The sequence below is a fragment of the Streptacidiphilus anmyonensis genome (genome assembly GCF_000787855.1).
Classification (GTDB): domain Bacteria; phylum Actinomycetota; class Actinomycetes; order Streptomycetales; family Streptomycetaceae; genus Streptacidiphilus; species Streptacidiphilus anmyonensis.
Genome location: NZ_BBPQ01000002.1, coordinates 31,335 through 45,016 on the forward strand (window position 1 = coordinate 31,335; position 13,682 = coordinate 45,016).

9 protein-coding genes and 1 pseudogene are annotated in these 13,682 nt (G+C 73.4%); 4 read left to right on the top strand and 6 right to left on the bottom strand.

From position 1 onward, the window contains the following. A pseudogene (locus TR50_RS46450) lies at positions 1-301 on the bottom strand (hypothetical protein); the annotation flags it as partial. A gap of 85 nt (positions 302-386) precedes the next feature. After that, positions 387-1,643, bottom strand: coding sequence for an SPFH domain-containing protein (locus TR50_RS02775; protein ID WP_052440619.1), 1,257 nt, complete (start codon positions 1,641-1,643; stop codon positions 387-389). Between the two features lie 203 nt (positions 1,644-1,846). Here TR50_RS02775 and TR50_RS02780 point away from each other — a divergent pair, with 203 nt between their 5' ends. After that, positions 1,847-3,604, top strand: coding sequence for an NAD+ synthase (locus TR50_RS02780; protein WP_084699685.1), 1,758 nt, complete (start codon positions 1,847-1,849; stop codon positions 3,602-3,604). Between the two features lie 21 nt (positions 3,605-3,625). Here the strand turns inward: TR50_RS02780 and TR50_RS02785 are convergent, their stop codons facing one another. From TR50_RS02785 to TR50_RS02795, 3 genes are all read right to left on the bottom strand, one after another. Then, the gene (locus TR50_RS02785; protein ID WP_042413483.1) at positions 3,626-4,600 is read right to left on the bottom strand and encodes an endonuclease/exonuclease/phosphatase family protein; all 975 of its coding nucleotides are present in this window, start codon (positions 4,598-4,600) and stop codon (positions 3,626-3,628) included. A gap of 81 nt (positions 4,601-4,681) precedes the next feature. After that, positions 4,682-5,554 carry a TetR/AcrR family transcriptional regulator gene (locus TR50_RS02790; RefSeq protein ID WP_052440622.1) on the bottom strand — a complete coding sequence of 291 codons (873 nt, stop codon included), beginning with the start codon at positions 5,552-5,554 and terminating at the stop codon, positions 4,682-4,684. 14 nt (positions 5,555-5,568) lie between these two features. Further along, on the bottom strand, positions 5,569-7,305 hold the full coding sequence (locus TR50_RS02795; RefSeq protein WP_084699686.1) for an MFS transporter: 1,737 nt from the start codon (positions 7,303-7,305) through the stop codon (positions 5,569-5,571). Between the two features lie 194 nt (positions 7,306-7,499). Between TR50_RS02795 and panB the strand changes: the two genes are divergently transcribed. The 3 genes from panB to TR50_RS02810 all read left to right on the top strand — a co-directional run bounded on the left by panB (position 7,500) and on the right by TR50_RS02810 (position 10,363). Next, complete coding sequence (panB, locus tag TR50_RS02800; protein WP_042413486.1) at positions 7,500-8,390, top strand: 3-methyl-2-oxobutanoate hydroxymethyltransferase; 891 nt, start codon at positions 7,500-7,502, stop codon at positions 8,388-8,390. 105 nt (positions 8,391-8,495) lie between these two features. Further along, positions 8,496-9,476, top strand: coding sequence for a daunorubicin resistance protein DrrA family ABC transporter ATP-binding protein (locus tag TR50_RS02805; RefSeq protein ID WP_042413488.1), 981 nt, complete (start codon positions 8,496-8,498; stop codon positions 9,474-9,476). Then, complete coding sequence (locus TR50_RS02810; RefSeq protein ID WP_084699687.1) at positions 9,473-10,363, top strand: ABC transporter permease; 891 nt, start codon at positions 9,473-9,475, stop codon at positions 10,361-10,363. The genes TR50_RS02805 and TR50_RS02810 overlap by 4 nt, the downstream gene beginning before the upstream one ends. A 21-nt stretch (positions 10,364-10,384) precedes the next feature. Here TR50_RS02810 and TR50_RS48385 read toward each other — a convergent pair. Next, a partial coding sequence (locus tag TR50_RS48385) for a BTAD domain-containing putative transcriptional regulator (protein WP_052440624.1) occupies positions 10,385-13,682 on the bottom strand: 3,298 nt, incomplete at its 5' end.

A 13,682-nucleotide genomic window follows, 5' to 3' on the forward strand; every position in this document is an offset into this window, starting at 1 on the left:
TGTCGTAGGGGGTGGTCCACCGCCACTCCCCGTCGGCGCGGAACCAGTAGCGGTGTCCGTCCCAGCCCGCGTGCGCGGGCGCCGGTTCGGCGCTCGCTGCGGGCGCGGCTATGAGGGCCCCGCCGCCCCCGAAGGCGAGCATCGCGGTGGTCGCGGCGGCGCGGAGCAGCGGGCGGACGGCGGGGCGACGGTCACGGGCGGAGCCGCCCGGCCGGGCGCCGACGGCGGTGCGGCGGTCGCGGCAGTAGGCGCAGGTGCAGTCGGCTGTGTCCAGATCGAGCTCGGCGAAGGCGGTCGTCACGGACGGTCTCCGTTTCTCGTTCCCGGTGGTGCTTCGTGCGGGCGGGCGAAGGGCGGGGTGGCGAAGGGTGGGCGGCGGCGAGCGGTCACGGCGGGTCGACGGCGGGCCCCGGACGCGGAGCGGGCGTCACGGCAGGCACGGCCACGGCGCCCCCGGGGTCCGCAACGAGCGCTGTGACCGCAGTGACCGAAGTGATCGCAGTGGCTCCTACGGCCGCAACGGCCGGCCGCAGCCGGCTGCGGGAGGAGAGGGCGGTCGCGGAGCGCTGCGGGACCGGGTGCCGCCGAACGGGTTCCTCCGACCGCCCGGCGGCGGGCACGGCGTCCGGCACGGCGGCGGGCACGGGGTCGGGCACGGGGTCGGGCACCGGTACCGAGAGGAAGGCCGTGACCAGGTCCCGTGTCAGCTCCGCGCGGAAGGTGTCGTCGAGCGCGACCCCCTGGCTGCGTTCGAGCTGTCGCAGCGTCAGCGCGGCGGTCTCGACGGCGTCGCCGACGATGACCTCGCGGGTGCCCGCGTCCAGCTCGGCCAGCCGACGGCGGCGCATGCTGTCGGCGAAGTCGGCCCGGTACCCGAGACCGACGGCCTGGACGGAGTAGACGGCGACGCCGACCGCCGACATCTCCGCGCCCAGCAGCCGGGTCAGCTCGGCGCCCAGCCACTGGTCGTCGCGCAGGGAGGGCCCGGGGCTGGCGAAGCTGTCGCAGGGCAGGGTGGCGACCGTGCGGGCCAGGACGGACTCGGCGCACAGGGCCAGGTGCCTGCCGTGGTCGTCGACGGCGAAGCGGGCCCGTGCGCTGTCCCGCACCTGCCAGACGATGATCAGCTCGGCGGTGACCGGGGAGCCCTCGCGGTCGGTCGCGGAGATCGGCTCGCTGCGCCAGTGCCGGATCCGCACGTCGATCGGACGACGCCCCAGCAGCGGGTTCACCCAGAGCAGTCCGGTGCGGCGGACCGTGCCGCGGTAGCCGCCCCAGCGGCTCAGCACCCGGGCCGTACCGAGCGGGTTCGCCATCAGGCCGAAGACGGCGAGGGCCATGACGGCCCCGCAGAGCGCGAGCAGCGTCACCGCTCCGCGCTCCGGGACGACCGGGCCGCCGAAGCCGCCGAAGAGGCCGTGCAGAGTCCGGCCGCCGGGCAGCCAGGCCGGAGGTGGTTCGGCGCGTCGGGCCTGGACGAGGAGGGCGAGGGCGGCCGCGCCGAAGGCGACCAGCAGGGCGGCCCATCCGGGCAGCACCCCGCGGGCCGGACGTTCCCTCAGTTCCGCGTCGGAGCGGGGCGGGCGGCGCACCGCCCAAGGGGCGGCAGCCTCTCGCTCGGCCGGCTGGTCCACGTGGTCCATCCCCTCGTGCGTCTTGCGGGCGCTCGTTCGTGCGTACCCGCACCCTCGCTTGAAGCTCGAACGTACCTTTATTTCAGACATAGCGTCAATACAGTTATATCCAGGTCATATCGGCACATCTATCCGAAGCTCTCGAACGGCGGAAAGCGCCGCCGGACGGGACTCGTCGCCCATCTCGTCTAAGAGACGATTACTCTGGGGGCATGCCTAGCCTTCGCCTCGCGTTGAACCAGGTCGACAGCGTTGTCGGTGACATCGACGGCAACGCCGAGCTGATCGTCGGCTGGACCCGTCACGCCGCCGAGCAGGGCGCCCACCTGGTCGCCTTCCCCGAGCTCGCGCTCAACGGCTACCCCATCGAGGACCTGGCGCTGCGTCCCTCCTTCATCGAGGCGTCGCGCTCGGCGCTGGTGGCCCTGGCGGCGCGGCTGGAGGCGGAGGGCCTCGGCGACGTTCCGGTCGTCGTCGGCTATCTGGGCAAGTCCTTGCAGGACACGCCGCGGCTCGGCCTGCCGGCGGGCTCCCCGCAGAACTGCGCCGCCGTGCTCCACCAGGGTGAGGTCGTCACCCGGACGGCCAAGCACCACCTGCCCAACTACGGCACCTTCGACGAGTTCCGCTACTTCGTGCCCGGCGACACCCTCCCGGTCGTCCGCGTGCACGGGGTCGACGTCGCGCTCGCCATCTGCGAGGACATCTGGCAGGACGGCGGCCGGGTCCAGGCCGCCCGCCAGGCCGACGCCGGGCTGCTGCTGGTGATCAACGCCTCCCCCTACGAGGCGCGCCGCGGCGACGAGCGCCTCGCCCTCGTCCGCAGGCGCGCGGCCGAGGCGGGCTGCACGCTCGCCTACGTCAACCTGATCGGCGGCCAGGACGAGCTGGTCTTCGACGGCCAGTCCGTCGTCGTCGAGGCCGACGGCACGGTGCTGGCGCGGGCGCCCCAGTTCGAGGAGGGGTGTCTGCTGCTCGATCTCGACCTGCCCGCGGCGACCGCCCCGGTGGACGGCGCGACGCGCATCGTGGCCGACGGCCTGGAGATCAAGCGCACGGTCCTCTCCGAGGAGCCGCTGCCCGCGCCCGAGGAGCCGGTCGTGCCGGGCCAGGCCGCCCCGATGGCCGAGCTGGAGGAGATCTACGCCGCGCTGGTCTGCGGCGTCCGCGCCTACGTGCGCAAGAACGGCTTCCGGTCGGTGCTGATCGGCCTCTCCGGCGGCATCGACTCCGCGCTCGTCGCGGCGATCGCCGTGGACGCGATCGGCGCGGAGCACGTGTACGGCGTCTCCATGCCGAGTGCGTACTCCTCCGACCACTCCCGCGACGACGCGGCGGAGCTGGCCCGCCGGACGGGGCTGAACTTCCGCACGGTCTCCATCGCGCCGATGTTCGACGCCTCCATGGACGCGCTCAAGCTGACCGGGCTCGCCGAGGAGAACCTCCAGTCGCGCCTGCGCGGCACGCTGCTGATGGCCCTGTCCAACCAGGAGGGCCACATCGTCCTCGCGCCCGGCAACAAGAGCGAGCTGGCGGTCGGCTACTCCACCCTCTACGGCGACTCGGTCGGCGCCTTCGGCCCGATCAAGGACGTCTACAAGACGCTGATCTTCCGCCTGGCGCGCTGGCGCAACGAGATCGCGGAGCAGCGCGGGGAGACCCCGCCGATCCCGGAGAACACCATCTCCAAGCCGCCGTCCGCCGAGCTGCGTCCCGGCCAGGTCGACACGGACTCGCTGCCCGAGTACGACACCCTGGACGCGATCCTGACGGCGTATGTGGAGCGCGACCTGGGCCGCGCGCAGATCGTCGCCGAGGGCTACGACCCGGCGCTGGTGGAGCGGGTGATCCGGCTCGTCGACACGGCGGAGTACAAGCGCCGGCAGTACCCGCCGGGCACGAAGATCAGCGTGAAGAACTTCGGCAGGGACCGCCGCCAGCCGATCACCAACCGGTGGCGGGAGCGCTGAGCACCGCCTGGGCGGCTGCTCTCACAGCTCGAAGTGCGCCCCGATCGGCAGGTGGTCGCTGCCGGTCTGCGGGAGGGTCCACGCGGCCGTCGGGGTGATGCCCCGGGACATGATCTGGTCGATCCGGGCCGAGGGGAACGACGCCGGCCAGGAGAAGCCGAAGCCTGCGCCCGCGCTGCCCTGCGCGGAGCGCAGCTGCATGGTGATGGGGGCCAGCGCCCGGTCGTTCATGGTGCCGTTCATGTCGCCCAGCAGCAGGACCCGGGTGAGCGTCTCCCGGCTTATCGCCTCACCCAGCGCCTCCGCGCTGCGGTTGCGCTGGTTGGCGGTGAAGCCGCCGTCGAAGTGCACCCGGACGGACGGCATGTGGGCGACGTAGACCGCCAGGTCCCCCTGCGGGGCGTGGACGGTCGCCCGCAGCGCGCGGGTCCAGCCGATCTTGATGTCGACGGGGGCGGTGTCCGTCAGCGGGTACTTGGACCACAGGCCGACGGTGCCCTCGACGACGTGGTAGCGGTAGGTCCCGTCCAGCGTCTGGGTGATCGTCGGGAGCGCGGTCCCGGTGATCTCCTCCAAGGAGATGACGTCAGGGTCGGCCCGCATCAGCGTCCGCATGGTGCTCGCGACGGACGTGTTGTCCGCGCTGATGTTGTGCTGGACAGCGGTGAAGTCGTACGAGCCGCCGCTCTTGTCCGGCAGCAACGCGCCGAACAGGACGGACCAGATCACCACCGGCACCAGCAGGGCGACCAGCGCGGTGGCGGAGCGACGGAGCAGCGCGAGGACCAGCAGCACCGGGACGGCCAGGCCGAACCACGGCAGGAACGTCTCGATCAGACTGCCGAAGTTCCCGAAGGTGTCGGGGATCTGCCGGTGGAAGGCGAGGACGGCGGCCAGCAGCAGCGCGAGCACGGCCAGGACCCAGCCCCGGTGCCAGGTGGAACGGCCCTTGCCGTCCCGGCCGCGCCAGTGGTTCCCCCGAAGACCGCGAAGCATGTACCGTTCCTCACCCTTGCCCGGATTGATCCCGTTTGCCGGGAGTCAGCCTATGGGTGAGGAGACGCACCCCCGCCGACCTCAGGTTCCGTCGGCGTTGTCGTGAACCGGGTGAGTGTTCGATGAGACCCCGGGCTTGCCCCCCGGCCTGGCTCCCGGCTCGGCTCCCGGCTTGACCCCCGGTTCGGCTCCGGGCTTGACCGCGACGCCCTCCAGGACGGCGTCGACGATCGTGGCGGCGAGGGTCGGGTCGTCGATGGACTCGTCCGGGTGCAGCAGCGCACGGGACAGCATCGGGCCGACGACCAGCTCACCGAGCAGGTCGGGGTCGATGTCGTCGCGCAGCTCACCCCGGAGCTGGGCGGCGCGGACCAGCTCGCGCAGCGCCCGGCGACGGGGCTCGATGACGGACTCGTGGTAGCGGCCGTAGAGATCCGGGATCGCCCGGATCTCGGCCCCGATCATGGCGAGATCGCTGCCGGAGCGGCGGTTCACGGCGTTCAGGCGGATGCTGTCGACGGCCGCGATCAGCGTCTCCCGCAGCGTGGCGCGCTCGCAGATCGGGTCGATCTTGGACTCCAGCTGCGTGAGCAGGTGCAGCAGCAGGGCGTCCTTGTCCGACCAGCGGCGGTAGATGGTCGCCTTGCCGACCCCCGCCTCGGCGGCGATGGCCTCGACGGTGAGGCTGGCCAGGCTGGAACCCTTGGCCAGCAGGCGGAGCATGCCCTCGACGATCGACGACTCGACCGCCTCGCTGCGCGGCCGACCGCGCTTGGCCGGGACCGGAGCCGGGACCGGCGCGGGGGCCGGAGCGGCGGGGACCGCAGCCGCGGCCGGAGCGGCTGGGGCGACTGGAGCGACTGGAGCGGTGGAACGCTGACGGCCGAGCTCGCGACTGATCAGGTCCTCGAACTCACTGTCCACGGCTTCGGCTTTGCCTGCGCTGCTGCTCACCGCCCCATCCTCCCTCACTCGGCTTGAGCCCCGGTAGCATCCACGGCCACCTGCGCCTCGGCCGGAGCCGCAGCCGTCGCGTCGGCGGAACCGGCCGCCTGCCCGTCCGCGCCCGACGTGGCCGCTCCCGGCTTGTCCGCTCCGGACTTGTCCGCGCCCGGCTTGTCCGCGCCCGTCGCGCGCGGCGCCATCGCGCCGCCGTACGCCGCGGCCTTGCCGGGCAGGAAGGCCAGGGCGACGATCAGGCCCAGCACCGCCGCGCCCGCCGCGCCGAGCGCGGTGACGTGCATGGCGTGGACGAACGCGTCCTTGGCCGGATCGACCAGGGCAGAGGCGTGGAACTGGGGCTGCGCGGCGATGCCGAGGGTGCCCTCGATCGACTCGCCCGCCGGACCGCGCAGCGCGGGCGGCAGGGTGGCCAGATGGTCGCTGATGCCGCTGCGGTACGACGTCGACAGCAGCGCGCCGAGCACGGCGACGCCGAGCGAGCCGCCGACCTGGCGGAAGGTGTTGTTGACGGCCGAACCGGAACCTGCCTTCTCGCGGGGCAGGCTGGACATGATGGTGACCGACGCGGGCGGCATCACCAGGGCCATGCCGGCGCCCTGCACGAACGCGACGACCTCGAGCACCCAGATGCCGGTGGTGCGGCCCAGGGTCATGAAGCCGAGGAACGAGCCGACGATCAGCAGCATGCCGAGCGCGATCGTGAACTTGACGCCGAAGCGGTCCACGACGAACCGGGCCCGCGGCGAGAGGATCAGCTGCGCGACCGCCAGCGGGAGCAGCAGCAGACCGGCCTGGAGCGGGCTGTACCCGCGGACGCTCTGGATGTAGAAGACGCCGAAGAAGGTGACACCCATCAGCGCGAAGAAGGCCAGGCCGATGGCGACGACCGACGCGGAGAAGTGCTTGTTGCGGAACCAGGAGATGGTGAGCACCGGGTGGGCGGCACGCTTCTGGTAGAGCACGAAGGCCACCAGCACCAGCACGCCGCCGACGATCGGCACCCAGCTCTCGGTGGCGCCGAAGTCGGCGTCCTGACCGCCCTTGATGATGCCGTAGATCAGGGCGACCAGGCCGACCATGGAGAGCAGCACGCCCACCGGGTCGAGCTTGCCGGGCTTCGGGTCGCGCGAGTCCGGCACCAGCCAGACCATGCCGACCAGGGCGGCGATCACGATCGGGACGTTGACCAGGAAGACCGAGCCCCACCAGAAGTGGGCCAGCAGCAGGCCGCCCGCGATCGGGCCGATCGCGATGGCCAGACCCACGGCCCCGGACCAGATGCCGATGGCCTTCGGGTGCTCCTCGCGCTCGAAGACGTTCATGATGATGGCCAGCGTGGCCGGCAGCACGAAGGCGCCGCCGAAGCCCATGGCGGCCCGGAAGCCGATCAGCTCGGCCGGGCTGCTCGCCATCGAGCAGAGCAGCGAGCCCGCGCCGAAGACGACCATGCCGAAGAGCAGCACCTTCTTGCGGCCGAGCCGGTCGCCGAGCAGCCCGGCGGTGAACAGCAGGCCGACGAAGACCAGGGTGTACGAGTTGATCGCCCATTCCAGCTGGCTCTGGGTGGCGCCGATGCCGACGGGCTTCGGCGAGGCGATCGTCTTCATCGCGACGTTCAGGATCGAGTTGTCCAGCACCACAACGAGCAGGCTGAAGACCAGGACGGTGAGGATCGCCCAGCGGCGCTTGTGTATCGCCTCGGGCACCCGCGGCGGGGCGGCGGCAGGGGCAGTCGTCGTCATGGAAGGTAGCGTAGCCCATTTTCGATACGAGAACGTCTCGTATCGAAAATGAGACCCGCGGGGGCGCGAGAGTGACGCGCGCGACGTTCCCGCCCCGCGCGCTCCCCTTTCCCTCTCTCGCGCGGGCGTGCCAGCATGGACGTGATCCGGGGACGCCGTACGGCGCCACGAGACCACGACACAGGAGACACGTCATGCAGAACGGTTCGCTTCCGCCTGCCCAAGCTCCCTCCGGCCCGTCCGCCAAGAAGGACGCCACCCCCTCCCTCTACGGCGGCGTCACCTCGCGCCGGGTCACCGTGCGCGACCTCGCCGCCGCCAAGGCCCGCGGCGAGCGCTGGGCGATGCTGACCGCCTACGACGCGATGACCGCCGGCGTCTTCGACGAGGCCGGCGTCCCGGTGCTGCTCGTCGGCGACTCGATGGGCAACTGCCACCTCGGCTACGACACGACCGTGCCGGTCACCATGGACGAGATCGCGATGCTGTCCGCCGCGGTCGTCCGCGGCACCCAGCGCGCGCTGGTCGTCGCCGACCTGCCGTTCGGCAGCTACCAGGAGTCCCCCGCGCAGGCGCTGCGCAACGCCGTACGGCTGATGAAGGAGGCGGGCGTCCACGCGGTGAAGCTGGAGGGCGGCGAGCGCTCCGCACCGGCCATCGAGATGCTCGTCCAGGCCGGCGTCCCGGTCATGGCCCACCTGGGCCTGACCCCGCAGTCCGTGCACGCCCTCGGCGGCTACCCGGTCCAGGGCCGGGGCGACGAGGCCGCGCACCAGCTGCTGCGCGACGCCAAGACCATCCAGTCCGCGGGCGCGTTCTCCGTCGTCCTGGAGGCCGTCCCGGCGGAGCTGGCCACCCAGGTCACCCACGAGCTGCACATCCCGACCGTCGGCATCGGCGCGGGCGTCGGCTGCGACGCCCAGGTGCTGGTCTGGACGGACATGGCCGGCATGACCGGCGGCCGGGTGCCGAAGTTCGTCAAGCAGTACGCCAACCTCCGCGCCGAGCTCGGCCGCGCCGCGACGGAGTACATGGACGAGGTCCGCGGCGGCTCCTTCCCCGCCGAGGAGCACACGTTCCACTGATCCCGGTGGTTCCCGCGGTTCGAGTGGCGCCCTGACGGCGCCGTGACGGCGCGCTGACGGAGCCGTGACGGCGGCCCGTCGGCGCGTCCCGGCAGAGTCCTCGGCATGGAGCTGAGGACGAACCCGAAGGTCACCGCCGCCGTCCAGGTGCGCGGGCTGACCAAGCACTACGGCGAGACCAGGGCCCTCGACGGCGTCGATCTCGACGTCGCCGAGGGCACCGTCATGGGCGTGCTCGGTCCGAACGGGGCCGGCAAGACGACGCTCGTGCGGATCCTGTCCACACTGGTCCGGCCCGATGCCGGCCACGCGGTGGTGGCGGGCTGCGACGTGGAGCGCCAGCCCTACCGGCTGCGCCGGGCCATCGGTCTGACCGGGCAGTACGCCTCCGTCGACGAGCTGCTCTCCGGCTACGAGAACCTCTACCTGATCGGCCGGCTGCTCGACCTGAACGCCAAGGGCGCACGCCGCCGCGCCGAGGAGCTGCTCGAGCGCTTCTCCCTGACCGACGCCGCGCACCGCCCGAGCAAGACCTACTCCGGCGGCATGCGCCGCCGCCTCGACCTGGCCGCCTCGATGATCGGGCGCCCCCGGGTCCTCTTCCTCGACGAGCCGACCACGGGCCTCGACCCGCGCACCCGCAACGAGGTGTGGGCCGAGGTCAGGCGGATGGTCGACGAGGGCTCGACGGTGCTGCTGACCACGCAGTACATGGAGGAGGCGGAGCAGCTCGCCTCCGACCTCACCGTCTTCGACCGCGGCACGGTCATCGCCACGGGCAGCGTGGAGAGCCTCAAACGGCAGGTCGGCCAGCAGACCCTGACGATCCGTCCGGCCCGGGCCGAGGAGCTCGACGCCATGATCCGCCGTCTCGCCGACCACGGACTGGCCGCCGTCCCCGACGGCGAGGGCCGGCTCACCGTTCCCGCCGGCGACGAGGCGCAGCTGACCGCCGTCGTCGACGCCCTGGGCGGCTCCGGCCTCGGCATCGCCGCGCTGGAGACCCGGCTGCCCAGCCTCGACGAGGTGTTCCTGGCCATCACGGGCGCGCAGTCCGCCCCCTCCTCCCTGGAGCCCGCAGCATGACCGCCTACGCCGCAGCCACCACGCCCGCCGCGCCCGCCGCGCCCTCCACGCCCTCCACGCTGACCGCGCCCCCCGCGCCCCCCGAGCTCGTCCCCGCGGCAGCCGAGGACGACGACCAGCGGACCAGCCCGCGCGCCACGCTGCACCACGTCGCCGCGCTGACCCGCCGCAACCTGATGCGGATGAAGGCGGACCCCGAGTCGCTGCTGGACGCGCTGCTGATGCCGATCCTCTTCACCGTGCTGTTCGTCTACGTCTTCGGCGGCGCGGTGGCGGGCAACTCGCACAACTACATCCAGTACATGATCCCCGGCATGTTCGGGCAGATCGGCCTGAGCCTGGCGATGGCCGTCGGCACCGGTCTCAACGTCGACTTCACCAGCGGCGTGATGGACCGTTTCCGCACCATGCCCATCGCGCGGTCCTCGGTGCTCGTCGCCAAACTCCTCGCGGAGAGCTGCCGTTCGGCGGTCTCGCTGGTCATCCTGGTCGCCTTCGCGATGTGCCTGGGCCTGCGCATCCACACCAACCCGCTGGGCGTCCTGGCCACACTCGGGCTGGCGTTGGCCTTCGGGACCGGCGTGGTCTGGGTCTCCATGCTGCTGGGCATGGCGATGAAGAACCCTCAGGCGGTGCAGGGTGTGGGGATGCTGCTCATCATCCCTCTGCAGTTCGGCAGCTCGATCTTCGCGCCGGTCCGCTCGATGCCCGGCTGGCTTCAGGGCTTCACCAAGGTCAACCCGCTCTCGGCCCTCGCCGACGCCAGCCGCGCCCTGATCAACGGCGGGCCGGTGCTGCATCCGGCGCTGCTGGTGCTGGCCTGGTCGGTGGGGCTGACCGTGGTCTTCGCGCCGCTGGCCGTCGCCAGGTTCCGTCGGCGGACCTGACGGGCGCCGGCTCAGCCCGGTTCAGTCGCCGTAGATCAGGGCGACGGCCGCGCTCGCGTCCAGGGTCGTGCCCTCCCGGTGGGCGGCCTCGAACGCCGCGTCGCCGAGCAGGGCCCGCAGGCCGGCCGCCGTCTCGCCGAGGGCCGCGCGGTCGAGGTGGTGGGCGGCGGAGCGGCTCTGCAGGTGCGTGTAGGCGCCGAGAAGCGTGACGGCCGTCAGGGCCGGGCGCTCCTGCGGGACCGCGCCGACCGCCGCGTAGCGCCACAGCGTTCCGGCCAGGGCCGGGATCAGGACGAGCGGCAGCTGCTCCGAGGCGAAGGGGATCAGCGGGTCGGTGCGCATCTCCTCGAGCCCGGCCCGGATGCGGCGCAGGCCCCCCTCGGGATCGCCGTCCATGGCGTCGACGGAGCCGAGCAGCCCGTTGACCAGGCCGGTGAGCAGCCCTCCGGCGCCCTCGCTCAGCGTGCCTCCCCCGAGTAGTTCCTCGAGCAGCTCGCGGGCCTCCGCGAGGCGCTGCTGGTGCATCCGGAGGCTGGCGAGGAGCATCGTGCCGAACATGCCCGCGCCCTGGCCGACCAGGCCGTAGGCGCGGGCGTCGGCGATGCCGCGCAGCAGCTCGGCCTCGCCCTCCTCGATCCGGCCGAGGCCGAGCAGCGCGTCGCCGAGCCGGACCCGCAGGATCGGCTCCTCCTGGTCCGCCCCGATCTCCTGGGCCAGGGCCATGGCCTCGCGGCAGCAGCGGACGCCCTCCTCGAAGTCGCCCGCGAAGATGGCGATCTCGGCAAGCCCCGCATACGCCTCGGCCCGTCCCCAGCGGTCGCCGATGGCGTCGAACAGCTCCAGGCTCTCGGCCGCGTCCATGGCCGCCCGCTCCCGGTTGCCCGGCTGGTCGTTGAGGAGTTTGGCGCGGATCTGCAGCGCGCAGGCCAGCTCCCAGGGGCGGCCGAACCGGCGGCAGCCCTCGACCGCTCCGTCGGCGACCGCCGGCAGCTGCTCCAACAGGCCCGCGAACATGACCACATAGACCCGCTGGAGCGCGGGCAGACGGGCGGACTGCGGCAGTTCGGGGCGGTAACAGTCGACGATGCGCGCGCCGAGCCGGCGGACGTCGTCGTCCGGGACGCCGCCGAAGGAGCCCTCGCCGGTCAGGATGACGCCGGTGCTCGCGACGCGGCGCGCCTCCTCGAGCACCGGCTGCGGCCACGGCGGCGGCAGGTCGCACGGCCCCTCCGGCACCGGGACCGCCGGCACGTCGAACGGGTCGCCGGGGATCAGCGCGCGCACCGCGCGGGTGAACTCGCGGGCCTCGTCGCGCTGGTTGCGCAGCATCCAGTACCAGCCGAGATTGCACAGCAGGCTCAGCGCCTCCTGCTCCTCGCCGGTCTCGACCGCGCGCCGCAGCGCCGCCCGCAGGTTGTCGTGCTCGGTGTCCAGAAGCCGCAGTGCCTGGAGTTGGGCCGCCGAGCGCAGCAGCGGGTCGGTGACGCGGGCGAGTTCGCGGAACCAGCGCAGGTGCGCGAGGCCGGGGGCGTTCGGGTCGGCCGTCTCCGGCAGGCGCTCGACCGCGTACTCGTGGATCGTCTCCAGCATCCGGTAGCGCGGCTCGGGGTTGCTGGTCGTCAGATCCGCCTGGATCAGTGACTTGTCGACAAGGGAGAGCAGGCAGGGAGCCACGTCCTGGACCGGGAGGTCGTCCCCGTCCGAGCAGATCGCCTCGGCGGCCTCCAGGGTCCAGCCTCCGGAGAAGACCGACAGCCGCGCGAGGAGCGTCCGCTCGGACTTCTCCAGCAGCTCCCAGCTCCAGTCCACCACGGCCCTCAGGGTCTGCCGACGGGGGAGGTCGGTGCGGTTGCCACCGGTGAGCAGCGTGAAGCGGCGGTCGAGCCGGTCGGCCAGCTGACGCGGGGTCATGGCGCGCAGACGGGCGGCGGCCAGCTCGATCGCGAGCGGCAGGCCGTCGAGGCGGCGGCAGATCTCGGCGCAGGCGTCCGGGCCCTGCGCCGGGTCGGTCGGATCGAACCCCGGCCGCGCGGCCGCGCCGCGCTCGGCCAGCAGGAGCAGCGCGGTCGGTTCCGGCAGCGGCTCCACCGGGCGCACCAACTCCCCCGGCACCCCGAGTGGTTCGCGGCTCGTCGCGAGCACGGTGACGCCGGGGCAGGCGGCGGCGAGCGATTCGGCGAGCTCGGCGGCGGCCTGCACCAGATGCTCGCAGTTGTCCAGCACCAGCAGCAGCGTGCGCGGCCCGCAGAACTCCAGCAGGCGCGCGAGCGGTCGCTCCCCCTCGGCGGCGGCCGCGCCCGCGGCGGGGGCCCCGAGGGACTCCGACAGCCCGAGCCCCAGGTGCGTCGCCCGCAGCCCGAGCGCGCCGAGAGCCGCGTCCACGACGCCCCGCGGATCGTCGAGCGGCGCGAGCTCGACCTGCCACACCCCGTCCGGGTACGCCCCGGCGGCGGCCCCCGCGGCCTGCTGCGCCAGCCGCGTCTTGCCCGTCCCGCCGGGCCCGGTCAGCGTGAGCACCCGTGCGCCGGGCAACTCCTGCCGCAGCGCGTCGAGTTCACTCTCCCGCCCGACGAAGCTGGTCAACCGCCGCGGCAGGTTCCCGCGCACGGACGGTGCCGGTGTCGCGGGCGGCACCGGCGGGGCCGGCCGCGCCGACGAGGGCGCGTGGAGGCCGCCCGGGGAGAGGCCGACGCGCTCGGCCCCCGAACCCGCCCGCCCGGAGGACCGGCTACCGGCCGCTTCCGCGGTCGCGCCTCCCGTCCACGGACCGTTCTCCCGGGGGACAGCCGCGCCCACGAAGCCCGCGCCACGCGGCAGCCCGGCGGCCGAGGGTGGCGCGGGGACGGCGCCCGGACCCGTCGGGACGACCGGGCCCGCTGCGGCCGGAAGCGGTACGGACGGACCGGGCGCGGACGCAGACGGCGCTGTCGCGGCGAGGAGCTCACCGTGCACCGCGCGCAGCGCCGGGCCCGGGTCGGCGCCCAACTCGTCGGCGAGCAGCCCGCGGAAGGAGTCGTAGGCCAGCAGCGCCTCCGCGGTGCGGCCCGAGGCGTGGAGGGCGCGCAGGCGGAGCAGGTGCCAGGACTCGTCGAGCGGCTCGGCCGCGAGGTACTCGGCCAGATCCGGCAGCACCGCCGCCGCGCGGCCGAGGCAGAGCTCGGCCTCGACCAGCGCACGGCGCGCGGCGGAGCGTTCGGCCTCCAGGCGGCGCGCCGCGTCCTCGCGGGTCGGCAGGTCGGCGAGGGCGGGCCCGCGCCACAGGACGAGCGCGTCGCGCAGCAGCGCCGCGGCGCGCGCCGGATCGGCGGTGGCCGCCTCC